Origin of the sequence: Stackebrandtia nassauensis DSM 44728 (genome assembly GCF_000024545.1) — a bacterium.
GTDB lineage: Bacteria > Actinomycetota > Actinomycetes > Mycobacteriales > Micromonosporaceae > Stackebrandtia > Stackebrandtia nassauensis.
On sequence record NC_013947.1, the window covers coordinates 141,328 to 164,219 of the forward strand.

Consider the following 22,892-nt stretch of genomic DNA (forward strand, 5'->3'; position numbering starts at 1 on the left):
GTCGGTGGTCGGTGGTATTCATGAGTGAACAAACGAGTCGGGGGTGCATCCGAAATGGATCACGACACGTACGCGAACCGTAAGGGTGGGGCCCAACAGTCCCGCGCCGGCGACTACCCCGACGAGCCGCCGCCCGAGGAGGGCGGTCACGAGTTCGAACGCACCCCGCCCCAGGACGTCATGGCCGAGCGAAGCGTCCTGGGCGGCATGCTGCTCAGCAAGGACGCCATCGCCGACGTCGTCGAGATCCTCAAGACCAACGACTTCTACAAGCCCGCGCACGCCACCATCTTCGACGTCATCTGCGACAAGTACGCGCGCGGCGAACCCGCCGACGCCGTCACCATGGTCGCGGCCCTCAACGACCTCGGCGAACTGGGCAAGGTCGGCGGGGCGCCGTACCTGCACACCCTGATCTCCTCGGTCCCCACCGCCGCCAACGCCGCCTACTACGCCCGCATCGTCAGCGAACGCGCCATCCTGCGCCGCCTCATCGAGGCCGGGACCCGGATCGTGCAACTGGGCTACGGCACCGCCGCGGGCGGCGGCCGCGACGTCGACGACCTGGTCGACCTGGCTCAGCAGGCCGTCTACGACGTCACCGAACGCCGGGTCAGCGAGGACTTCGCGGTCCTGTCCGAACTGTTGCAGCCCACTTTGGACGAGATCGAGGCGGTCGGCGAGTCGGCCGGCGCCATGACCGGCGTGCCCACCGGTTTCGCCGACCTCGACCGGCTGCTCAACGGCCTGCAACCCGGACAGCTCATCATCGTGGCCGGTCGACCCGGTGCCGGTAAGTCCACCGCCGCGATGGACTTCATCCGGCACGCCGCCCTGCACCACCAGCAGGCCGCGGCGATGTTCTCGCTGGAAATGAGCAAGGTCGAGATCGTGATGCGCGTGCTGTCGGCCGAGACCCGGGTGCCGCTGCACGTGCTGCGTTCCGGGCAGCTGTCCGACGACGACTGGACCCGGCTGGCCCGCCGGATGGGCGAGATCTCCGAGGCCCCGATGTTCGTCGACGACACGCCCTCGATGACGCTGATGGAGATCCGGGCCAAGGCCCGCCGTCTCAAACAGCGCCACAACCTCAAACTCATCGTCGTGGACTACCTGCAGCTGATGAGTTCCCCGAAACGGGTCGAGAGCCGACAGCAGGAGGTCTCCGAGATCTCCCGAGGCATGAAGCTTTTGGCCAAGGAGGTCGAGTGCCCGGTGATCGCGGTCGCGCAGCTCAACCGTGGCCCGGAACAGCGCACCGACAAACGTCCACAGTTGTCAGACCTTCGTGAGTCCGGTTCGCTGGAGCAGGACGCCGACGTGGTGATCCTGCTGCACCGTGACGACTACTACGACAAGGAGTCGCCGCGCGCCGGTGAGGCGGACATGATCGTGGCCAAGCACCGTAACGGCGCCACCGACACCATCACCGTCGCCGCCCAGCTGCACCTGTCCCGGTTCGTCGACATGGCCGTGTGACCGCGCCGGACTACCCGATTCGTGCCACATGTCCCCTTGCCGCTTGGCAAGGCGGAAAGCGGTTCCATAACATTCTCGGCGGTTCGAAAAACGAACGACGGAGAGAGGATCCCTCAAATCATGCACTCCCTTACTCGTCGGCTCGCCACCGTGACCCTCGGCGGCGCGCTCCTGGTCGGTTCGCTGACTGGCTGTGGCATCTTCGGCACCGCCGTTGACTGCGGCAAGCTCGCGGCGGCCACCAACGACGTCACCAGCAACATGACCGACGCCGACGGTCTCAAGAGCGCGATCGAGAAGTTCCGGGCCGCGGCCAAGGACATCGACGACGCCGAGCTCAAGGACTCCGTGAACACCTTCGCCGACGAGGCCGAGAAGTTCCAGAAGTACATCGACAACCCGACCGGCGATGTGCCGGACGAGAGCAAGATGATGGAAGCGGCCACCGACATCGAAGCGAAGTGCTCGTAAGCGATTTCGTGAGCGATCGGGCACGGACCACAGGGTCCGTGCCCGATTATCGTTACCCCCAACGGCTATCCTTGGGTTCCGTTTCGCGCCTTAAAGAGGAGCCGTTCGTGAAATCTCTGACCAGCCGTGTGTTGACCCTTGGTGCGACGGGAGCGCTGGCCGTGGCGATCTTCTCCGGCTGCAGCCTCGTGCAGGGCGCCGTCGACTGCGCCACCGTCGGCGAGACGATGTCCAAGATCGCCAGCAACGTCGGCGGCGACGAGAAGACCCTGAAGAAGTACACGAAGGAACTGCGCGACGAGGCCAAGAACATCGAGGACGCGGACCTGAAGAAGTCGGCCGAGGACTTCGCCGACGAGGCCGAGAGCGTCAACGCGGGACTCAACGGGGACCTCCAGGGCGGCGCCGAGACCGAGGCCGACAAACTCCAGGGCTCGGCGGACAAGTTCCTGGAGAAGTGCAACGCCCTGTAGCGGGTAATCGGCCGTGCATGAAGGCGACCATGAGCGCGCCGAACCCGGCGAGCATCGCGATCGCCAGCAGGAAGGTCGTGCCGGTGGCGGCGTAGACGCCGGCGAGCAGCGGGCCGCAGGCGGCGAGTGCGACCGCCAGGCCCAGCAGCTTGTCGGTGTCGATCATGACGCGCAGTTCGTCGCGCAGTGACTCGGGCAGTCTCTGGAACACCATGACCAGCGCGAAGGCGCCCGCGACCGCGCCGAGTCCGGCGACGATGCGGGCGGTGCTCTGCTGGCCGCCGGAGATGCACCCGGCCAGCAGCGGGATCACGATGCCGATCATCCCGGCGATCCGCAGCACGTTGCGGGCCGGTTCGGGAAGTTTGGGGCGCTGTCGTTTCGTTGTCGAAGCGGCGGCCCACTCGTCCTTGGCGCCGGTGTGGGTGCGCCGAGAACTGTTGGGGGAACCGCGAAGCAGCTGCGGCCCCAGCTCACCCTCCAGGATGGACGACACGCCGGGGTCGAGGCGTTCGGCGGTGGCCAGCGCCCGCTCGGCCAGGTCGGTGAGACCGAGGTCCACCGCGACCCGGGCCAGCGCGATGTGGGCGCGGGCGTCCTCGGGGGCCAGCCGGACCGCGACCCAGGCCGCGTCCAGGGCGTCCTGCCCGTTGCGGGACTCGCGCACGATCAGGGCGTAGTGGACGTTGTGCCACCACGACTCCGGGTACAGATCCTGGATCTCGGTGGCGGCGTCGAGAGCCTCCTCGGTGCGCCGCAACAGGGCCAGGGCGTGACCCCGGGCCAGCCGGGCGGTGTCATGGGTGGGTTCGGCGGCCAGCGCGGCGCTGGCGGCGGTGAGCGCGTCGTCGTGCTTGCCGACCTGGAGTTCCAGGATCGCCAGCAGCGTCAGCGAGGGCACGTGGGCGGGGTCGGCGGACAGCGCGCCCCCCAGTTCCTCCCGGGCCTCGTCGAACCGGTCGAGGTCGAAGAGGAGCTCGGCCCGTGCCAGGAAGGTCTCGGCGTCGCCGTGATTGCCGAATGGGGATTCCACGTATTGAAGGTTAACCGCGATATACCAAAGCGACGGCTGTCCCGGCGAGCCCTTCGCCACGTCCGGTGAAGCCGAGGCCGTCGGTGGTGGCCGCCGAGATCCGCACCGGGGCACCGAGGCATTCGGTGAGCACCGCTTCGGCCTCGACACGCCGGGCACCCAGCCTCGGGTACTTGCCGACCAGCTGAATCGACACGTTGCCGATCGAGTAACCCTCGGCCCGCACCCGCGCGGCGGCCTCCCGCAACAGCGTCGGCCCACTGGCACCCGACCACTCGGGGCGGTCGACCCCGAAGTTGCTTCCCAGGTCACCGAGACCGGTGGCGGAGAACAGCGCGTTGCACGCGGCATGACACGCCACATCCCCGTCGGAATGACCGGCGAGCCCGGGCGTGTCGGGCCATTCCAGACCGGCGACGAAACAGGGACGGCTGGCGTCGTAGGCGTGCACATCGGTGCCGATACCGACTTCGGGAATGATCACGACTGGTGAGCCTACCCAGGGCAGGGCACACTAAATGGGTGGCCGCCGAGTGCGGCCACCCATTAGCTTTGACTCGCGTTGTTTAAGCCTCTGCCAGGACTTTGTCCAGCAGGACCTCGGCGTCATCTTTGGTGCTGGCCTCGGCGAGGGCAACTTCGCCGACGAGGATGTCGCGTGCCTTGGTGAGCATGCGCTTCTCTCCAGCTGACAGACCGCGTTCACGATCGCGGCGCCACAGGTCGCGGACGACTTCGGCAACCTTGAGCGGGTTACCGGAGGCGAGCTTCTCCAAGTTCGCCTTATACCGTCGTGACCAGTTGGTCGGCTCTTCGGTGTGCGGGGCGCGCAGAACGTCGAAGACCTCGGTGAGGCCCTCGGCTCCTACGACTTCTCGCACGCCGACGAGTTCGACGTTTCCGGCTGGAACCCGCACCGTCAGGTCACCCTGCTCGACGCGCAGGACAAGGTATTCCTGCTCGACGCCTTTAATGGTGCGGGTCTCGACTGCTTCGATGAGTGCGGCCCCGTGATGGGGGTAAACAACGGTCTCGCCGACACTAAAACTCATAGGATCGAAACCCCTTTCGCTGTGTCAAGGGTAACACGGTCTTGAACTGGGCCGTCGCTTCGCAACGCTGTGAAATCGCAGGTCATCCAATGTGTGAGCAAAAGCTCGCCCCTTGAGTGACCCACCCGTGGGCAGAATGTCACACCACTGTGGTCAGTGTCTCCCGTGGGATTTCGACCCGTCGTCAATAATATCCAGTATTCCCTTCGGTTTGCCAGGTCTGGCGTCCAAGGTCACTTGGTGGCAGGCTGGTGGGTGAGACAGGAGGCCCCTCATGGTGTCGCGCCCGGGTGAGGACAACGCGGTTCCCGGTCTGCCCGAGGAGTGGGGTCGGATCGTCATCCCCGACGACGCCTCCGACCTGGAGGAACTCGCCGACGAGGTGCGCTTCGAACTCGGCATCACCGAAGACCCCGTCGAGGAACGCCGACAGCGGCGGCTGCCGTTCATCGTGGTGGCGGTGACGGTCGCCATCGCGCTGGTCAGCCTGTTCACGGTCCCGTGGCTGGGACGGGTGGGGCAGGTTACACCCCCGAAACAGACGATCTCCTCCACGGTCGAGTCGGAGTCGGTCCCCGAGTGCGCCACCGGCCAGACCCGCTGCGCCACCACCTCGCGCAGCACGGTCTCGTCCGGCTAGGGCTTGACGTTGAACACGACCCGCTTGCCCGCGGAGGTGTTGATGCGCTCGTTGATGCCCCACAACTCGCCGGTCTTGGGCCAGTAGGACAGGTTCTGGGTCAACGGCGGCGCCTTGGTCAGCACGTGCGGCTCGTCGTCGGGCAGCGCCTTGTGAATACAGCTGTGGTTGTTCGGGTCGTCGGGCGGCGGGCTGCCGGGACAGTCACCGACGACATAGAACGCCGTCCCGTCGGTGGCGATGCCCTGTTGATGCCAGATCGGCGACACGAACGCCTCGGTGGCGGCCCCGGTCGGCAGCCCCGTGGCCTCGTCGAGACCCCAGCGGATCACCCGGCCACCGGCGGCCCCCGGCTGGTAGAACTCGGCCGTGACGAAGGACTTCCGATCGGGAGCCAACGCGATCGAGTTCATGCACGGCTGCTCACCGGTCACGGAATTACACGACTTCCAGGAACCGTCGTCGCTCCACGTCGTGCGGTACTCGGCGATCATCGGCATCGCCCAGCCGTGCCAGCGGGCGTAGGCGTCGTCACCGACGAGACCGATCTTGCCCGCGTCGCCGCCGTCGGTGCGGGTCTTCCAGATGTGCTCCAGGCTGAACACCTGCATCCGCACGCCGGTGGACAGGAACAGCTTGTCGCCGACCCACATCAGCCCGTCGGCGTGCACGTTGTCGACGGACTGGAAATTGCCGTCGGCGGTGGGCTGCACCAGCAGCAGATGGTGATAGCTGAGCTTCTCGGCCGGTTTCGTGTAGTCGGCGATGCTGATGCGCGCGAAGTCGTCTTCCTTGTAGTGCCAGCTGGCGGCCACGAGGCGACGGCCGTCGACGGTCCCCGACGGGTCGGCGTCCCCGGAACCGGTGACGCCCTGGGGGATCCAGTCGGCGCTGGTGTCGTCGCCGGAGTCCCAGCAGAAACCGGTGGGCTTGAGCTCCGGTTTCAGGTTCGTGTCGTGGCACAACGGGTAGCGCCCGGTGCGCTGCGGCGACGCGGCGGTGACCACATCGGACAGCGAGCTCTTCGTGACCCGCGGATCGGCCTCGACCTTGTCGACCATGGCCTGATAGTCGGGCCCGTCGGGACCCTCCTTCAACGAGAACGGCGAGTGGTCGATGTGCTCGAACTTCATGGCCTGGGTCTCGGCGGCGATGGCGGGAACCGCGATGGCGGCCACGGCGGTGGCCGTGGCCAACGACAGGACGGTGAGCAGTCGGCGGGGCACGGCGCGACCTCCAATGATGGTGCCGGACATCGCTTGCCACGCTATGGCGCCGGTCCACAGCCGGGCCACATTCCCCATCCGCCAACGTGGAAGCCGAGCGCCTCAGCACGCTCATCGACCGGGGGCTCACCGTCACCGTCGACGTCGTCTGAACGGCCGCGGGTCAGACGGAGCGCAGCAGCGCCGAGTACAGGGTCAGGCCGGGGCCGAAGGCGCAGGCGACGGTCTCGGCGGGGCGGTCGGCCAGCACTTCGCGCAGGATCATCAGGATCGTGGCCGAGGAGCAGTTTCCGTGCTGGCGCAGCACTTCCCGGGACGGGTGCAGGTCTTCGGGTGTCAGTGCCAGGGCTTTCTCGGCGACGTCGAGGATGCGGCGGCCGCCGGGGTGTACCGCCCAGGCCTCGATGTCGGCGATGTCGAGTTCGTGGCGGTTGAGCAGTCCGGTGACGGTGTCGGGAAGTTGGCGGGCCAGCACCAGCGGGACCCGTGAGGACAGTCCCATCCGGAAGCCGGTGTCGGTGACGTGCCAGGTCATCGCCTCGGCGTGGCTGGTGTCGGTGCGGGAGGTGACGTCGACGATCTCGGTGCCGCCGGTCGCGTCGGGCAGCACCACGACGGCCGCGGCGGCGTCGGAGAACAGCGCGTGCGCCACCGCCTGTTCGGTGTCCAAAGGGGCCGGTTGCAGGTGCAGGCTGGTCAGTTCGACGCACAGCAGCGCGGCGGGACGTCCGCTGACCCGGACGTGGTCGGCGACGGCTCGCAGACCGGGAATCGCCGCGTAGCAACCCATGTGGCCGATGACCATGCGCTGGGTGTCGGTCGCGGCGCCCAAGCGGGCGGCCAGCGTGATGTCCAGGCCGGGGGTGGCGTAGCCGGTGCAGGACACGACGGTCAGCAGGCCCAGGTCGCGGGCGCTGAGCCCGGCGTTGTCGAGGGCCTGGGCCAGCGCGGACTCGCCCAGCGACAGGGATTCGGTCTCGTAGCGGGCCATGCGCTGGCCGGTGGTCCAGCGGGAGATGTCCTCGGTGAGGGGGTTGATGACGCCGTGCCGGGTGTCGACCCCGGCGTTGTGGAAGATCTTCTTGGCGCGTTCGGAGCCGTCGGTGTGGGAGACGAAGAAGTCGTTCCACAGGGCTGTCTGTTCGAAGGTTGGCGGGGTGGCGACGCCGAATCCGGCGATAACTGCGTTGACCATGGGGGCTCCGTGTCCGTGTGAGGGGAGGTTCGGGGTGTCACGGCGAGGACCTGGGGTTCACCATCGTGGTCCGGCCACGGTGTCGGCGTAGGGGTCACCGCCCAGCGCCGCGACGGCGAGCCAGTCGGCGCACACGTCGGAGGTCGCCGGTTGCATCGCGCCGCAGCGGGCGTCGCGGAACAGCCGCTCCAGCGGGTTGCCGCGCCGGATCGACGACGCCCCGCAGGCTTCCATCATGGACGCCGTCACCTCGGCGGCGGTGTCTCCGGCCAGCAGTTTGGCCCGCCAGACCCAGGTCGGGGCCTGTGGATCGCCCGCGTCGACGCGGCGGGCGGCCTCGGCGACGGTGGCCCAGGCGGCGGCGACGGCCGCGTCGGCCCGGCCGAGCCTGGCCCGTACCGAGGCCACATCGGACAGTTTTCGTTCGTTGATCTGCTTGGCGGCCAGGTCGACGGCGGCCCGGGCGACGCCGACGTAGACCGCGGCGTAGCTGGCGACCATCCAGTGTGGTGCGAGCTGTGCGGCCAGCAGAGTGACGCCCTCGACGCCGCCCAGCAGTCGCGCGGCGGGCACGTGCACGTCCAGCCGCAGGTCGTGGCTGGTGGTGGCGCGCATGCCCATCGTGTCCCACACCGGGTCGATCGTGACGCCCTCACCGGCCGGAACCAGGAACTGCGAGATGACGTCGGGTTTGTCGGCGTGTTTGGCGGCCACCAGGTAGGCGTCGGCGTTGCCGGCGCCCGAGACGAAGGACTTCAGTCCCGTGACGCGGAAACCGTCGCCCTCGGGGACATAGGTCGTGGACATCTTGGACAGCCGGGAGCCGGAGCCGCGTTCGCTCATCGCCACCGAGTACAGGCTGCCGGACGCGGCGGCGGCCAGCACCTCCTCGCGCTGCGCGAAGAACTCGGCGCCCGCGCCCAGTTCCTCGGCCAGTTCCTTGGGGGTCTGGGCCAGGGCCCCGGTGACGCTGGCGTGCATGTTGAACACCAGCCCGGTGGCGCCGTTGCCCCGTCCCAGCTGGAAGGCGACCTCGACGTATTCACTGAACGACGCGCCGCGGCCGCCGAGTTCCTTGGGCACCATGAGACCCATCAGGCCGCGCTGCCGCAGCTGCCGGAAGTCCTCCGCCGGGAACGAGCCCTCCTCGTCGTGAACGCGGGCGCGGTCACGCATCCCGGCGACCATGCGCCGAACCGTGAGCATGCTTGACTCCCCTTCCGGCATACAGGATGGACTTCGAACGGGTCGTGATCATGGGCACCTCGCCGCGACGGCGAACCAGCCAGCGCACCAGCGACAGGGCGGCCGGGCGCAGGCCCCACAACTCCAGTGTGACGCCGAATCCCGCGCACTCGCTGAGGAGAGCCTGAGGTGGAACGAACAGCGCCGGGTCGTGGATGCCCGGTGGCGGCCCGCCGGGCATGCGTTCGGCCAGCGTGACGGCCACGAACCGGCACAGCCACGTGTCGGCGAGGGTGTCGACGACGAGGGTGCCGCCGGGGCGCAGGATCCGGCACGCCTCGGCGACGGCCGCGCGCCAGTCGGGCACGTGCTCGAGGATCTCGCCCGCCACGACGACGTCGGCGGACTCGTCGGCCACCGGCAGCCGCAGCGCGTCGCCCCGCACGGCGGCCAGGCCGTGGTCGGCGGCCAGCCGCAGGTTCGGCTGCCGCAGGTCGATCCCGATGTGCCGGTAGCCGCTGACGTGTTTCGTGTTGAGGCCGCCGCCGCAGCCGATGTCGACCAGGACGGCGTCGGCGCGAGCCGGTTCCGGGATCAGGGCGCACCGCGACTTCGCCAGCCAGTGCAGCATGGCGAAGGCGCCGTTGGGCTTCCACCATTCCTCGGCCAGCTCGTCATATTGACGGGGATCGTTGCGATTCACCATTGGGTGCGAGACTAGCCGTCGTGAAGCCGCCCGCGCTGATTCGCGCCTGCCACCCCGGTCCCTCGATGACGGTGACCCTGGTGGGCGCCGGGCTGGCGGCGGCGTCCGGACGGGACGCGGTGTCGGTCGCGTCCGTGTTCGTCGCCGTCCTGTTGGGACAGCTGTCGATCGGTTGGAGCAACGACGCCCTCGACGCGGCCCGCGACACCGAGACCGGACGGCCCGACAAACCCGTCGCCGCCGGTGAGGTCTCCCGGCGGCTGCTGTTCTGGCTGGCGGGCGCGGCGGTGGTCGGCTCCGCCGCCGCGTCGCTGTACGTCGGCTGGCAGGGGTCGCTGCACATCCTCGCGGTGGCCAGCGCCTGGTCGTACAACCATCCGCTGAAGCGCACGCCGCTGTCGGTGCTGCCGTTCGCGGTGTCGTTCGGGCTGCTGGTCGGCTACGCCGACGCCGATCCCCGGCCCGGGATGATCGCCGCCGGAGCGCTGTTGGGCGCGGCGGCGCACTTCGCCAACGTGCTGCCCGATCTGGACGACGACGCCCGGACCGGGGTACGGGGACTGCCGCACCGGCTGGGCGCCCGCGGCAGTCAACTGGTCGCGGCGACGCTGCTGGCGGCCTCGGGTGTGATCGCCGGACTCCATATCGTCAACGTCGCCGGGATCGCGGTCATGGCGCTGTCGGCGGTATTCGCGATCGTGGTGCTGGTTTCGCGACCGGGCCGGACGGTGTTCCGCGTGGTCATGGCGGCGGCGATTGTGGACGTCGTGGCACTGCTGGCGGCGGTGGCGACCTGAGCGGTATTTCGGCGAAGCGCGCTTCGGTGGCGGGTCGCGCATGTCACGTCCGATGCGGAGTTTAGTCTGTGGAGCGCATGTTCGGTGTGAAGGAAGGACGAATCAGGTGCCACACGCCATTCCGTCGAAGCCGCTGACCCGCGCGGCGCTCGGTGTCGCCCTAGCGGCGGCCTCGGCCTTCGCGCTGACCGGCTGCGGGGCCGGACAGGTCACCCAGACGCAGGACATGGTCGCGGCCGTGCCTGGCACCAGCGCCACCATCTCGAAGCCGAGCGAGGGCATCAAGATCGCGCTGCGCGACGCCTACATCGAGTTCGCCGAGGACGGCTACGCCGCCGGCGAGGCGGCGCCGCTGTCGATCCGGATCTTCAACTCCGGCAAGAAGTCCGACACCCTCACCAAGGTGGAGTTCCCCGACTCCGAGGCGGCGGGCGTGACGGTCGCCGGTGAGAGCTCCGGTGACGCGAGCGAGTCGCCCTCGGACAGCGAATCCCCGTCCGGAGACACCTCGCCGTCCGGCGACGAATCCCCGTCCGGCGACGAATCCCCCTCCGGCGACGAGTCCCCGTCGGGTGACTCCAGCGCATCGCCCTCGGGCGACGAGTCCCCGTCCGGCAGCGAATCGCCCAGCGAGACCGCCAGCTCGAAGGTCGACCTGAAGCTGCCGGTGAACGGCAAACTGCTGCTGGCCCCCGACGGCGACCAGTACCTGGAACTGACCGGCCTGAAGCAGGAACTCAACGCCGGTGACGTCGTCACCATCACCTTCGTCTTCGCCGAGGCCGGTGAGGTCGAGATGGACATCCCGGTCGCGCCGCCCGCCGAGGCCGCCGAACGCGAAGAACCCTCCGAACACGGCGGCGAAGAAGGCCACTGATAGTCACACCCGGCGCGTAGGTTCGCCACATGGCCAAATCGCCCAAGACCGTCTACGCGTGTTCCGGTTGTGGGCACTCGGTGCCCAAATGGGTCGGCAAGTGTCCCGACTGCGGTGAATGGGGCACCATGGAGGCCGCGGTCGCCATGTCCGGTCCCGCCGCCGCGCCCCGACGCGCCGCCACCGCCCGTCCGGCGATTCCGGCGCAGTCGATCGCGCAGGTCAGCGCGAAACAGGCCCAGGCCAAATCCACGGGCGTCGACGAGTTCGACCGGGTGCTGGGCGGCGGCCTGGTTCCCGGCGGCGTGGTGCTGATCGCGGGCGAACCCGGCGTCGGAAAGTCCACTTTGCTGCTCGACGTGGCGCACCGGTACGCGGCGGCCGGACACGGCCGCACCCTGGTCGCCACCGGTGAGGAATCGGCGGCCCAGGTCCGGCTGCGGGCCGACCGCATCGGCGCGCTGCACCCGGATCTGATGCTGGCGGCCGAAACCGACCTGGCCTCGGTGCTGGGCCACATCGACGACGTCAAGCCGGGCCTGCTCATCCTGGACTCGGTGCAGACGGTCACCACCAGCGACGTGGACGGCGTCCCCGGCGGCGTCACCCAGGTGCGGGCGGTGGCGGCGGGCCTGATCTCGGTGGCCAAGGAACGCGGCATCACCACCATCCTGGTAGGACACGTCACCAAGGACGGCAACATCGCCGGGCCCCGGGTACTGGAGCACCTCGTCGACACGGTCGTCCACTTCGAAGGCGACCGGCACTCCACACTGCGGCTGCTGCGCGGCGTCAAGAACCGCTTCGGGCCGGCCGACGAGGTCGGCTGCTTCGACATGACCGAGGACGGCATCGTCGGCCTGACCGACCCGGCCGGGCTGTTCCTGGCCGAGTCCCCGGACGAGCCGGTACCGGGCACCTGCGTCACCGTCACGATGGAGGGCCGCCGGGCGATGCTGGTGGAGGTCCAGGCCCTGGTCGGCGGCAGCGCCAAGGACGGCACCATCCCGCGCCGCACCGTGTCCGGTCTGGACTACGCCCGGCTCAACATGGCGCTGGCGGTGCTGCACCAGCGCGGCCACGTCAAGTGCCTCGACCGCGAGGTCTACGCGGCCACCGTCGGCGGCATGAAGGTCATGGAACCGGCCGCCGACATGGCGATCATCCTGGCGGTGGCCTCGTCGGTGTCGGGTGCGCCGGTCTCGGCCGACATCGTCGCGATCGGCGAAGCCGGACTGACCGGCGCGATCCGTCGCGTCACCGGCGTGCCGCGTCGCCTCGCCGAGGCCGCCCGCCTCGGTTTCCGCCACGCCCTGGTCCCACCCGGCTGCGCCGAGGGTGCGCCGAAGAACATGACGGTCACCGAGGTGAGCACGATCGCCGAGGCCACCCGCATCGCCGCCCAGCGCTGGGCGGCCCGGGCCTAGACCTCGCGGGCCGCCGCGGGGCGAGGTCCTATTTCGCGCCGAGGATGTGCTTCGTGATGATCTTGTTGACCTCGGGGACCGTGCTGGGATCGCGGTTGGTGAGGATGACCGTGACCCAGTCGGAGTCGGGGTAGATGTCGATGCTCGTGGACGGCCCGGCTTGGCTGCCGCCGGAGAAGCCGTGGACCCGCTGGTCGCCGATCAGGCTTGAGAAGGTGCCGTAACCCAGGAAGCCGGTCATGCGGGGCTTGTCGGGGTCCGGTGGCGGCTCCTTGCCACCACCGCCCACCGGCAGCTTCGGGGTCAACATGATGTGGGTGAACTGCCGGGACAGCAGCTCGGCGTCCAGCAGGGCGTTGGCGAACCGGTTCATGTCGCCGACGGTGGCGAAGGAATTGCCCGCGGGCAGTCCGATGTAGGCCTGCTCGTCGACCCGGTCGACCCATTCGCCGGTCTCGTCGTCCTTGAAGTACGGGTGTGCGAGCTTTGGATCCTTCTGCCACTGCGGTCTGGTGTAGAAGTCGCTGGCCCGCATCCTGGCTGGTTCGAAGACGTTGTCTCGCACGTAGTCGAAGTAGCTCTGCTTGGACACGGCCGCGATGATGCCGCCCAGGACGCAGTAGGCGGCGTTGCTGTACTGCCATCCGGCTCCGGGCGGGAACCTGAGCTTGTCCTCGCGGATGAAGTCCAGCGTGCCGTTCATGACCTCGTCGGGGGTGTCCCACTTCCGGGAGGCTTCCTCGTAACCGGGCAGGTCGTGGAAGTCACCCAGCCCGGAGGTGTGCAGCAGCAGGTGATGGATGGTCACCTTCTCCGCGACCTCGTCGGAGAAGCCGTCGATGTACTTCCCGATGGGTTCGGCGTATCTGACCTTGTCGTCCTGGACCAGTTTGTTGATGGCCACGGCCGTGAACATCTTGGTCACCGAGGCGAGTTTGAACCGGGTGTCGGTCTCGTTGCGGACCCCGGCCTTGGCGTCGGCCATGCCGTAGGCGCGGGAAAGCACCTTGCGTCGTTTGTGGGTCAGCAGGAAAGCACCCGAGAACTTGCCCTCGGCCGCCAGCTTCTTGACGTACCGGTCCAGTTCGCCGCCGGGTTTGAGGCCGTCGGGAACCTTGCTGTCGGCCTCGGCGATTCCGCTCGACGCCACCGTTATCCCGGCGGCGACGGTCGCCGCGCCCGCCAGTCCCAGCACCGTTCGACGAGATGCCATATCAAGTCACCCTTCTGTTGGGGATGTGACGTGATCACTTGTACTGGTGGCGGCCGATCGGAAACCGATCGTCGGACCATATGAAAACCATCGGTGTCCTCGGTGATACTGGGCCGATGCGGGTGCTGCTGGTTGAGGACGAGGAGCCGCTGGCCGGATACATCGCGGTCGGGCTTCGCAAACACGGACTCGCCGTCGACGTGGCCCATGATGGACAAACGGCGTTGGACAAATGCGACTTCACCCCGTACGACGTGGTGGTGCTGGACCGGGACCTGCCGGTGGTGCACGGGGACACGGTGTGCCAGCGGCTCGCGGCCCAGGGCACGGCCAGGGTGCTCATGCTGACCGCCTCGGGCACCGTCGAGGACCGGGTCGACGGGCTGTCCCTGGGCGCCGACGACTATCTGGGCAAACCGTTCGCGTTCTCCGAACTGATCGCCCGGGTGCGGGCGCTGGCGCGGCGTAGTGCCCCGGCCCGGCCGCCGTTGCTGCGCGCCGCCGACGTCGTGTGTGATCCGGCCCGCCGTACCGTCGAACGCGCCGGACGTCCGATTCACCTGACCCCCAAGGAGTTCGGGGTCTTGGAGCAGCTGTTGGCGGCGGGCGGCGACGTGGTCAGCGCGGAGACCCTGCTCGACAAGGTGTGGGACGAACACGCCGACCCGTTCTCCAACGCGCCCCGCATCACGGTCGGCACCTTGCGCCGCAAGCTGGGCGAGCCGCCGCTGATCCAGACCGTCACCGGCGCCGGTTACCGGGTCGTGCCGTGAGGTGGCCCCGTTTCACCGCGCGTGGTCGGTTGACACTGCTGTACATGGCGATGGTGCTGGGCGCCGGTGCCGTCATGACGGCGCTGACCTACGTCCTGATGCGAAGCAGTCTGCGGCGCCGATCGTTCGTTCACACCGATGTGGACCCTGATTCCCCGGCCGGTCTCCCGTTCCCCGAACGGTTCGATGAGCTCATCGAACGTGACCGGATGACCATACTGTCGGATCTGCTGGTCAAGGCGACGGTGGCGCTGGTCGTGGTGTCGGTACTGGCGGCGGTGCTGGGCTGGTTCGTGGCGGGCCGGGTGCTGCGGCCGATCCGGCAGATCTCGGCGGCGTCGCGGCGGCTGTCGGCGGAGAACCTCGCTGAGCGGGTGCCGGTGCGGGGGCCCGCCGACGAACTCGCCGAACTGGCGGACACCGTCAACGGCATGCTGGACCGCATCCAGCGCGGCGTCGCCGAACGGGACCGGGCGCTGGCGAGCCAGCGGCTGTTCACCGCCAACGCCGCCCACGAACTGCGCACCCCGCTGACGACCATGCGCACCGCCATCGACGTGACCCTGGACGGCGAACCCGACCGCGACGAACTGCTGGCCATGATCGCCGACCTCGACACCACCGTCGAACGCAGCCGCCGCACCCTCGACGGCTTGCTGCTGCTGGCCGGTAGCCACGCCGCTCCGGCCGAGCAAAGCCCGGTCGCACTGGACGGACTCGTCGCCGAACTGCTCGAGGCGAAGGCCCCGGCGATCGCCGAGCACCGCATCGACGTGCGACGCGAACTGTTCCCCGCACCGGCACTGGGCGACCCGCTGCTGCTGGAACGGTTGACGGGCAACCTGATCGACAACGCCGTCCGGTACAACCACCCGGACGGCCACATCGCGCTGCGCACCGGGACCGCTGACGGCAGGGCGTTCCTGCGGGTCGCCAACTCCGGTCCCCACGTCGCGCCCGAGTCGGCCCCGGGGCTGCTGGAACCGTTCGTGCGGGGCGGTGGCGGCCGCATCCGTGCCACCGGCGGCGTCGGGCTGGGTCTGTCCATCGTCCGGGCCGTCGTCACCGCCCACGACGGCGACCTGTCGATCGCGGCGAACCCGGACGGCGGCCTGACCGTCACCGTCGAGCTGGCGGTCGACCCGGCGGCGGCCACGCGCACTGACGGCGGCCGAGACGACCACGTGGCTTAGCCTTCGGGGTCATGTCCGAAGCCCCCTTCATCGCCGCCGCCCGCGCCGCCTACGACGCCACCGCCGAGCCCTACGCCGAGGCCGTCCCCGGAAAACTCGCCGACATGCCCCTCGACCGCGCCCTGTTCGGCGCGTTCGCGGAACTGATGCGCGCCAACCAGAACACCACCGTCGCCGACGTCGGCTGCGGGCCCGGCCATGTCACCGACCTGCTGTGCGGGCTCGGGCTGGACGCCGTGGGCATCGACCTGTCGCCGCGCATGATCGAGGTGGCCCGACGCCGCTACCCCAAGCCCCGGTTCGAGGTCGGATCGATGCTGGACCTGGACCTGCCCGACGGCGGGCTGGGCGGCGTGTTGGCGTTCTACTCGATCATCCACCTGCCGTGGACCGAACGGCCGCGCGCCTTCGCCGAGTTCCACCGGGTGCTGACCCCGGGCGGGCAGCTCATGCTCGGTTTCCAGATCGGGGACGAGCGACGGCACCACGACGAGGCGTTCGGCAAGCCCATCGACCTGGCCTGGTACCGGCAGCAACCCGGTGAGGTCGCCGAGCTGTTGCGGGACAGCGGTTTCGACGTCCGCACCACCGTCGTCACCGAACCCGAGGAAGGCCAGGCGGTCCGGCACGGCCACATCCTGGCGCGAAAACCGGCGACAGCGGCCTGATCCGGCGCCCCGGGTTATTCGGCGGGTTTCTTCTTCGCGTCCCGGTCCTCGATCGGGTCGTCGAGCTGGTTGTTGACGTCGACGTGGTCGGGCGCGTAGGACGCGATCCGCTCCAGGATCGCCTCGGGCGTGTCGGTGAAGTCCGCGAGCCGCACCGCCAGGTCGAAGTCACCGACCCGGCCGTCGGCGGCCCGGTTGGCCTCCCGCAGCACCGCCTGGTCCAGGAACCGGGGCCGGTCGCCCGTGGTCCGGCCGAGGTAGTCGTCGCAGGCGACCAGGATGTACGCGTCGGGGTGGCGACGTCCCGGCACCGCCACCGCGGTGACCTCCTCGACGTGCACCCACGGCAGCAGCACGGTGCGAAACGCGCCCGGCCGCACCGCGAGCCCGTAGTGGTTGGCGGCCAGCCGGGGCGGGCGCAGCGCCGGGGCTGCGGCCAGCAGCACGCTGACGACCACGGCGATGGCCATGAACGTCGGCATCTTGGCGGCGGGGTTGCTGGCGCCCGAGGACAGCTGCGCGGGCTCGGTGATGAAGATCAGCCAGGTGATGCAGGTGGCCAGCGCGCCCATGAGCACGAAACCGCTCAGCCGGGTCAGCGCACGCCTGGGTGGGCGCTGGCGCATGACCGTCCAGCCCGCTGAGGCATTGCGCGGCATACCGGTGACCCTTTCTCGTGTGATCCATCATGCGTCATGCCGAGGGGTGAACCCAAAGCGGTGACCGCGAACCGGTCCGTAGACTTGGCTCGCACATACGCCGTACGCAGCACTCTGCTACCGCTCGCGCACGGTGCGCTCAATATTGTGGAGGGAGCGGCGGACGTGGTCTTGCCCGAACGCGATGAGCCGATGCGTGCGACCCTGGCGCTCATGGCGCCCGGTACGGCGCTTCGCGACGGCCTGGAACGCATTCTGCGCGGCAACACCGGCGCCCTGATCGTGCTGGGCTTCGACGAGACCGTCGCCGCGCTGTGCACCGGCGGTTTCCACCTCGACGTGGAGTTCGCCGCCACCCGGCTGCGCGAGCTCTGCAAGATGGACGGCGCGGTGGTGCTGACCAGCGACGGCACCAAGATCGTGCGGGCCGCGGTGCACCTCATGCCCGACTCGACGATCCGCAGCGAGGAGTCCGGCACCCGGCACCGCACCGCCGAGCGGGTCGCCAAGCAGACCGGTTTCCCCGTCATCTCGGTCAGCCAGTCCATGCACATCATCGGGCTCTACGTCAACGGCCAGCGCCACGTCCTGGACGACTCCGCCGCGATCCTGTCGCGCGCCAACCAGGCCCTGGCGACCCTGGAGCGCTACAAGTCCCGCCTCGACGAGGTCGCCGGAACCCTGTCCGCGCTGGAGATCGAGGACCTGGTCACCGTCCGCGAGGCCATGGTCGTGGTGCAGCGCATGGAGATGGTGCGCCGCATCGCCGACGAGGTCGAGGGCTACGTCATCGAACTGGGAACCGACGGCCGGCTGCTGGCGCTGCAACTGGACGAGCTGATGGCGGGCGTCGACTCCGACCGCACCCTCATCGTCCGCGACTACCTGCCCGAGGACCTGGAACGCTCGGCGCCGGTCAAGGCGATGGCCGAACTGGACGGACTCACGGCGGGCGAACTGCTCGACCTGTCGGCGGTGAGCCGGGCACTGGGTCACAACGGCGGCTCCGAGATGCTGGACGCCCCGATCAGCCCGCGCGGCTTCCGGCTTTTGGGCCGCGTCCCGCGACTGCCTGGTCCGGTGGTGGAACGCATCGTCGGCCACTTCGCGTCGCTGCAACGCCTGCTGGGCGCCACGGTCGACGACCTGCAGGCCGTCGACGGCGTCGGCGCCGCCCGGGCCCGCAGCGTCCGCGAGGGACTGTCCCGGCTGGCCGAGGTGTCGATGCTGGAGCGTTACGTCTGACGCCGGTAGCGCCGGGGTCCAGTATCGTCTATCCACGAATGCTCGTCACCCAACGAGAGGCTGAGAAGCGCGGATGGCCGGACTGCGCGCCACCTTCGACAACACCGTCGCTCGGCATCTGAGTGCCGTGGGGCGGCTCAACGCGGTTCGCGCCGCCCTGGACGCCGCCCCGCCCAGCGGACCGGACGCCGCCAGTGTCGCCGCCGAAACCGCGCTGGCGCAACGGTTGTCGGCCGCAGCGGCCGCACTGCGAGACGACCCGGGCCTTGTCCACATCGGGCAGGCACGGTTGCACGCGTCGAGTTTCCCGGTGCTGGTGCCGTTCATCGGGACCGGGCACCTGGCGTTCTCACACGACTCGCGCGAGCCCCGGGTGGCCGCGCTGATGCGAGCGATCCTGTTGCGGGCCATGGCTTCCGCGCAGCCGGGCCAGCTGGAGATCGAGGCGGTGGACGCCGCGACGGTCGGGGCGAGCCTGGCGGCGTTGCAGCCGCTGGCCGACGCCCGGCTGATGCGGGTCACCACCGACGCGGCCGGGCTGGAACGGGCGCTGGCCGCGTGCGAGGACCACGTCAAGTCCGTCCTTCGGGGTGAACGCTCGACGAAGCTGGTGCTCGCGCTGGCGTCGACACCCGAGCTCAACGAGGACCTGCGAGGACGCGTCGACGCGCTGGCGCGCTCGGGCGTCGCGGGCGGGGTTCACCTGCTGGCCGGGGGTTTCGAGCAGTTGCCCACGGCGGTGACGATCCAGGTCGCCGACGACATGCGGGTCGGCAACCCGCCCGACGCCCCGATCGGGGCGGCCGGTCTGAACGCGCCGGTGGCCTTCGACCGGCCGCTGACCGACGACTACGTCCGCGCCGAGGCCACCCGGGTCGCCGACCGCGCCAAGGCCGCCGCCGAACTGCGGTTCGCGGACCTGGCCCCGGATCGGTTGTGGAGCGAGGATCCCAGCGACGGACTGTCCACTCTCGCCGGACGGGACTCGCAGGGCGTACTGCGGCTGTCCTTCGACGACGAGACCCCGCACTGGCTGGTCGGCGGCCGCACCGGCGGCGGCAAGACGGTGTTCCTTTTGGACATCCTCTACGGCCTGGCCGCCCGGTACTCGCCCGAGGACCTGGCCCTGTACCTGCTGGACTTCAAGGAGGGCGTGTCCTTCACCGAGTTCACGCCGCAGTCGGCCGACTCGACGTTCATCCCGCACGCCCGCGCCGTGGGGGTGGAGTCGGATCGCGAGTACGGGGTGGCGATCCTGCGGGAACTCGACGCCGAGATGACCCGCCGGTCGGTGGTCATGAAGCGGCACGGTGTCGCCCGGTACTCGCAGCTCCGCGGTGCCGAGTCACTGCCCCGGATCCTGTGCGTCGTCGACGAGTTCCAGGTTCTGTTCGCGGGCAACGACAAGCTCGCCCGGGAAGCCGTCGGGCTGCTGGAGAACCTGGCCCGCAAGGGACGTTCCTACGGTGTCCACATGATCCTCGCCAGCCAGACCACCTCCGGCATCGAGGCGCTGTACACCAAGAAGGACTCGATCTTCGGGCAGTTCCCGCTGCGGGTGGCGCTGCCCGGCGCGACCTCGGTGCTGGACCACCTCAACCCGGCCGCGCAGGGACTGCGCACCGGCGAGGTCGTCATCAACGCCGACGGCGGCATCGCCGGACGGGACCGCAAGGTGCGCTTTCCCAACGCACACGCCGAATCCGAGCTGCTGTACCAGCTGCGGCACGACATGTGGTCGGCCCGCCGCGACGCGCAGCCGCCGACGGTGTTCTACGGCTACGCGGCCGCGCACCTCGACGAGGACCCGCGGCTGGCGGAACTGACCGAGACCCCGCGCCCCCGGGTGCTGTTGGGCCGTCGCGTCAACGCCGCCCTGGACACCGCCGAGATCACTTTGGACAACACGCCGGGACGGCACCTGTCCATCCTCGGCGCGGATCCCACCGGCGCCCACCTGCTCAACGCCGCGGCGATCTCGCTGGCGAAGCAACGGCCGCAGGCCCGCTACGTCGTCGCCGCGCTGGCCGAACCCGGCCTCGCCCAGGCCACCGCCACAGCGCTGGGCGAGCAAGCCGAACTGGTCGCCGCCGACGACCTGGCCACGGTGATGGCGGAACTGACCGAGGCCGCCCAGCCCGCGTTCCTCATCGGCTTCGGCCTGGACGCGGCCAACCTGACCATGGACGGCAAGAAGGCCCTCACCACGCTGTTGCGGACCGGACCGGCCAGCGGGGTCCACCTGCTGGGCTGGTGGCGGGGCCTGCGCCGCTTCACCGACGACATCGGCGGCAGCGCGGGTCGCGAGGACGTGTCCTGCTCGGTGGTGCTCAACGTCCCCGGCAACGAGCTGATGGGGCACTTCGGACAGTCGGTCATGGACTGGAATCCGCGTCCCGGCCGGGGTCTGCTCATCGACCGGCACGCCAACCGACACGACCTGATGGTGCCGTACACGTTGCGGGAGACGGAATGACGCGACCGGGCAGCGGATACGACGAGTACCTGACCGCGCTGCGCGACCTCGACAACGTCCGGGCCGCCCAGGACCAGGCCTCGGCCGTCCAGCGCGACCAGCGCACCGGGATCGACACCACCGTCGAACGACTGTGGCAGCGGCTCAGCGACCAGCGGGACCAGCTGAACCGGCTGGCGGTCGACTGTGGTCTTCCCGCCGTGCCGACCCAGCCGACCCCCACCCCGCCGCCGGCCGACCCGCAGGCCGAGCTCACGATCGCCGTCACCGACGTCGACTCCGCCGACACCGGTTACGCCGACGCCCACTACCTGGCCCACCGGCCCAAGTTCCTGCCGCGCTGGCGGGCCGACGACCGCAACGGCCTCATCTACGGCCTCTACGCGCTGCTGTCGCTGTTCGCCCAGGTCGGCGTGCTGGCCTCGGCGGCGGGCACCGAGAGCCTCGGCGACATGATCGTCGAGGTGCTGACCTGCGTCGCGCTGCCGTTGCCCGCCTGGGCGGCGGGCTGGCTGACCATCGGCGTGGTCTCCCGCCCGGTGTTGGGCGAGGGCACCCTGGGCCCGAACGGCAAACTGGTCCGCAATCCCCGGCTGGGCGCGGTCATCTGTTTCAGCACCCTGGTGGTGTCCTGCGCCCTCGGCAACATCTACCTGAACTGAGGCGTTCGGCTACAGGCTCACGCCGCCGTCGACGACCAGGTCGTGCCCGACGGCGAAGCCGGAACCCTCCGAGGCCAGCCACAGCACCGCCGAGACCACCTCGTCGAGCTGACCGACCCGTCCCAAGGGGACGGTCTCGTGCAGCCGTTCGGCCCGCTGCTGCTCGGTTTCGCCGCCCCGCATCGACATCGGGGTGTCGGAGGAGCCGGGGCTGACGATGTTGATGCGGATCCCGTCGCGGATGTTCTCCGCGGCGGCGGCCCGGCTCAGTGCCGAGACCGCGGCCTTGCTGGCACCGTAGGCGGCCAGGCCGGGCACGGACTTGTGGGCGCCGACGGTCGAGCCGACGTTGATGATCGCGCCGCCGCCGTCCTGCTGCTTCAGTTGCCGCAGTTCGTGTTTCATGGACAGCAGCACCCCGGTGACGTTGATGTCGACGAGTCGCTGCCACTGGTCGAGCTCGAACTCGGCGAGTGGTCCGGCGGCGAACACCCCGGCGTTGTTGACCGCCACGTCGAGCCGGGAGTGCCGTTCGGCGACGGTGGCGACGATCCGGCGCACGTCCTCCTCGTTGGTGACGTCGCCGGTGACGAAGCTGGCGGTGCCGCCCTCGGCGGTGACGAGTTCGACGGTCTCCTTCAGCGGCGCCTCGCGCCGTCCGGCGACCACGACGGTGGCGCCCTCGGCGGCGAAGGCGCGCGCGGCCTCGCGGCCGATGCCGGAACCGCCGCCGGTGATCAGGACGGTCTTGCCCGCGAAACGTGTGCTCATTCTTCTCAACCTTTCAAGATCAATCGTTCTATTATTTGGGCACGAAAAGACCACAACGGTCTCCTCGTCCTTGGGTTACGACAACGCGGCCAGGGTCTGCCGCGCGGCGTCGTCGATCCGTTCGGCACTGACCGCGGAACCGGACAGCACCCGTATGCCCTGCAACATCACCAGCACGAACCGGGCCTGGGCCCGTGGGTCGGCGTCGGGCGACAACTCGCCCTGGGCCTTGGCCCGGCACAACGCCATGAACAGCGTCGTCTCCAGGAAGTCCCAGGACGATTCGACCTGCCGGGCCACCGCGTCGTCGGCGGACATCCGCTCGACGGCCGCGTTGACGATCAGGCAGGCCCCGCTGCCGTCGGGCAGCTTGGCCTGGGCCGCGAACTCCTCCACGACCTCCCGCACCGACGGCAACACCGGCCCGGGCCGCGACAGGATCTCGGCGAAGTCGATCGGCTGGCTGCGGTTGTACAGGTCCAGTGCCTTGCGGTACAGCTCGTCCTTGTGTCCGAAGGTCGCGTACAGGCTGGCCCGGCTGACACCGAGGGTCTCCACCAGATCGGCCACCGACGTGGCCTCGTAGCCATGCCGCAGGAACAGCTCCATGGCGGAGCGCAGCGCCGTGTCGGGGTCGAACTCCTTGGTGCGTGCCATGCCGCCGACGCTAC

At 69.5% G+C, this 22,892-nt stretch carries 24 protein-coding genes; 13 read left to right on the forward strand and 11 right to left on the reverse strand.

The features are described from left to right. Window positions 1-54: 54 nt before the first annotated feature. The 3 genes from dnaB (at window position 55) to SNAS_RS00695 (ending at window position 2,423) form a co-directional block, all read left to right on the forward strand. On the forward strand, window positions 55-1,479 hold the full coding sequence (dnaB, locus tag SNAS_RS00685) for a replicative DNA helicase (protein ID WP_013015429.1): 1,425 nt from the start codon (window positions 55-57) through the stop codon (window positions 1,477-1,479). Window positions 1,480-1,599: 120 nt separating this feature from the next. Next, on the forward strand, window positions 1,600-1,950 hold the full coding sequence (locus SNAS_RS00690) for a hypothetical protein (protein WP_013015430.1): 351 nt from the start codon (window positions 1,600-1,602) through the stop codon (window positions 1,948-1,950). Window positions 1,951-2,057: 107 nt separating this feature from the next. Next, the gene (locus SNAS_RS00695; protein ID WP_013015431.1) at window positions 2,058-2,423 is read left to right on the forward strand and encodes a hypothetical protein; all 366 of its coding nucleotides are present in this window, start codon (window positions 2,058-2,060) and stop codon (window positions 2,421-2,423) included. Here the strand turns inward: SNAS_RS00695 and SNAS_RS32170 are convergent. The 3 genes from SNAS_RS32170 to SNAS_RS00710 form a co-directional block, all read right to left on the reverse strand. Beyond that, window positions 2,332-3,456: a tetratricopeptide repeat protein gene (locus SNAS_RS32170; protein WP_052304860.1), complete on the reverse strand. Its 1,125-nt coding sequence runs from the start codon at window positions 3,454-3,456 to the stop codon at window positions 2,332-2,334. The genes SNAS_RS00695 and SNAS_RS32170 overlap by 92 nt on opposite strands. A 10-nt stretch (window positions 3,457-3,466) precedes the next feature. After that, window positions 3,467-3,940: a 2-C-methyl-D-erythritol 2,4-cyclodiphosphate synthase gene (gene ispF / locus SNAS_RS00705; RefSeq protein ID WP_013015432.1), complete on the reverse strand. Its 474-nt coding sequence runs from the start codon at window positions 3,938-3,940 to the stop codon at window positions 3,467-3,469. Between the two features lie 82 nt (window positions 3,941-4,022). Then, window positions 4,023-4,508: a CarD family transcriptional regulator gene (locus SNAS_RS00710; protein WP_013015433.1), complete on the reverse strand. Its 486-nt coding sequence runs from the start codon at window positions 4,506-4,508 to the stop codon at window positions 4,023-4,025. Between the two features lie 274 nt (window positions 4,509-4,782). Between SNAS_RS00710 and SNAS_RS00715 the strand changes: the two genes are divergently transcribed. Then, window positions 4,783-5,148, forward strand: a complete 366-nt coding sequence (locus tag SNAS_RS00715; protein WP_013015434.1) for a hypothetical protein — start codon at window positions 4,783-4,785, stop codon at window positions 5,146-5,148. Here the strand turns inward: SNAS_RS00715 and SNAS_RS00720 are convergent. The 4 genes from SNAS_RS00720 to SNAS_RS00735 form a co-directional block, all read right to left on the reverse strand. Continuing rightward, window positions 5,145-6,404, reverse strand: a complete 1,260-nt coding sequence (locus SNAS_RS00720; RefSeq protein WP_144300357.1) for a hypothetical protein — start codon at window positions 6,402-6,404, stop codon at window positions 5,145-5,147. The genes SNAS_RS00715 and SNAS_RS00720 overlap by 4 nt on opposite strands. A 133-nt stretch (window positions 6,405-6,537) precedes the next feature. Next, window positions 6,538-7,569, reverse strand: coding sequence for a type III polyketide synthase (locus SNAS_RS00725; protein ID WP_013015436.1), 1,032 nt, complete (start codon window positions 7,567-7,569; stop codon window positions 6,538-6,540). Window positions 7,570-7,626: 57 nt separating this feature from the next. Continuing rightward, window positions 7,627-8,775 (reverse strand): acyl-CoA dehydrogenase family protein, encoded by a 1,149-nt coding sequence (locus tag SNAS_RS00730; RefSeq protein ID WP_013015437.1) that lies wholly within the window; start codon window positions 8,773-8,775, stop codon window positions 7,627-7,629. Continuing rightward, window positions 8,738-9,460 (reverse strand): methyltransferase domain-containing protein, encoded by a 723-nt coding sequence (locus SNAS_RS00735; RefSeq protein WP_013015438.1) that lies wholly within the window; start codon window positions 9,458-9,460, stop codon window positions 8,738-8,740. The genes SNAS_RS00730 and SNAS_RS00735 overlap by 38 nt, the downstream gene beginning before the upstream one ends. A gap of 20 nt (window positions 9,461-9,480) precedes the next feature. Between SNAS_RS00735 and SNAS_RS00740 the strand changes: the two genes are divergently transcribed. The 3 genes from SNAS_RS00740 to radA all read left to right on the forward strand — a co-directional run bounded on the left by SNAS_RS00740 (window position 9,481) and on the right by radA (window position 12,561). After that, on the forward strand, window positions 9,481-10,257 hold the full coding sequence (locus tag SNAS_RS00740) for a UbiA family prenyltransferase (protein WP_013015439.1): 777 nt from the start codon (window positions 9,481-9,483) through the stop codon (window positions 10,255-10,257). A gap of 106 nt (window positions 10,258-10,363) precedes the next feature. Further along, entirely contained in the window at window positions 10,364-11,134 is a 771-nt protein-coding gene (locus tag SNAS_RS00745) for a copper chaperone PCu(A)C domain-containing protein (RefSeq protein WP_013015440.1), read from the forward strand. 29 nt (window positions 11,135-11,163) lie between these two features. After that, window positions 11,164-12,561 carry a DNA repair protein RadA gene (radA, locus tag SNAS_RS00750; protein ID WP_013015441.1) on the forward strand — a complete coding sequence of 466 codons (1,398 nt, stop codon included), beginning with the start codon at window positions 11,164-11,166 and terminating at the stop codon, window positions 12,559-12,561. 28 nt (window positions 12,562-12,589) lie between these two features. Here radA and SNAS_RS00755 read toward each other — a convergent pair whose 3' ends face one another. Beyond that, window positions 12,590-13,774 carry a serine hydrolase domain-containing protein gene (locus SNAS_RS00755; protein WP_013015442.1) on the reverse strand — a complete coding sequence of 395 codons (1,185 nt, stop codon included), beginning with the start codon at window positions 13,772-13,774 and terminating at the stop codon, window positions 12,590-12,592. A gap of 116 nt (window positions 13,775-13,890) precedes the next feature. Here SNAS_RS00755 and SNAS_RS00760 point away from each other — a divergent pair, with 116 nt between their 5' ends. Genes SNAS_RS00760 through SNAS_RS00770 form a run of 3 tightly spaced genes read left to right on the forward strand, consistent with a single transcriptional unit; the run spans window position 13,891 to window position 16,408 of the window. After that, complete coding sequence (locus SNAS_RS00760; RefSeq protein ID WP_013015443.1) at window positions 13,891-14,547, forward strand: response regulator transcription factor; 657 nt, start codon at window positions 13,891-13,893, stop codon at window positions 14,545-14,547. Window positions 14,548-14,591: 44 nt separating this feature from the next. Next, window positions 14,592-15,740, forward strand: a complete 1,149-nt coding sequence (locus tag SNAS_RS00765; RefSeq protein ID WP_052305218.1) for a sensor histidine kinase — start codon at window positions 14,592-14,594, stop codon at window positions 15,738-15,740. Window positions 15,741-15,751: 11 nt separating this feature from the next. Beyond that, on the forward strand, window positions 15,752-16,408 hold the full coding sequence (locus SNAS_RS00770; RefSeq protein ID WP_013015445.1) for a class I SAM-dependent methyltransferase: 657 nt from the start codon (window positions 15,752-15,754) through the stop codon (window positions 16,406-16,408). Window positions 16,409-16,422: 14 nt separating this feature from the next. On the opposite strand, the gene SNAS_RS00775 is transcribed toward SNAS_RS00770, so the two are convergent. Continuing rightward, window positions 16,423-17,067 carry a hypothetical protein gene (locus tag SNAS_RS00775; RefSeq protein WP_013015446.1) on the reverse strand — a complete coding sequence of 215 codons (645 nt, stop codon included), beginning with the start codon at window positions 17,065-17,067 and terminating at the stop codon, window positions 16,423-16,425. Between the two features lie 192 nt (window positions 17,068-17,259). On the opposite strand from SNAS_RS00775, the gene disA reads away from it, so the two are divergent. The 3 genes from disA to SNAS_RS00790 all read left to right on the forward strand — a co-directional run bounded on the left by disA (window position 17,260) and on the right by SNAS_RS00790 (window position 21,450). Continuing rightward, the gene (gene disA, locus SNAS_RS00780) at window positions 17,260-18,312 is read left to right on the forward strand and encodes a DNA integrity scanning diadenylate cyclase DisA (RefSeq protein ID WP_211207405.1); all 1,053 of its coding nucleotides are present in this window, start codon (window positions 17,260-17,262) and stop codon (window positions 18,310-18,312) included. A 73-nt stretch (window positions 18,313-18,385) separates the two neighbouring features. Next, window positions 18,386-20,788: an FtsK/SpoIIIE domain-containing protein gene (locus SNAS_RS00785; RefSeq protein ID WP_013015448.1), complete on the forward strand. Its 2,403-nt coding sequence runs from the start codon at window positions 18,386-18,388 to the stop codon at window positions 20,786-20,788. Further along, window positions 20,785-21,450: a hypothetical protein gene (locus SNAS_RS00790; RefSeq protein ID WP_013015449.1), complete on the forward strand. Its 666-nt coding sequence runs from the start codon at window positions 20,785-20,787 to the stop codon at window positions 21,448-21,450. Before SNAS_RS00785 ends, SNAS_RS00790 begins: the two co-directional genes overlap by 4 nt. A 9-nt stretch (window positions 21,451-21,459) precedes the next feature. Here the strand turns inward: SNAS_RS00790 and SNAS_RS00795 are convergent, their stop codons facing one another. Then, on the reverse strand, window positions 21,460-22,221 hold the full coding sequence (locus tag SNAS_RS00795; RefSeq protein ID WP_013015450.1) for an SDR family NAD(P)-dependent oxidoreductase: 762 nt from the start codon (window positions 22,219-22,221) through the stop codon (window positions 21,460-21,462). 75 nt (window positions 22,222-22,296) lie between these two features. Further along, window positions 22,297-22,878: a TetR/AcrR family transcriptional regulator gene (locus SNAS_RS00800; protein WP_013015451.1), complete on the reverse strand. Its 582-nt coding sequence runs from the start codon at window positions 22,876-22,878 to the stop codon at window positions 22,297-22,299. Between the last annotated feature and the right edge of the window lie 14 nt (window positions 22,879-22,892).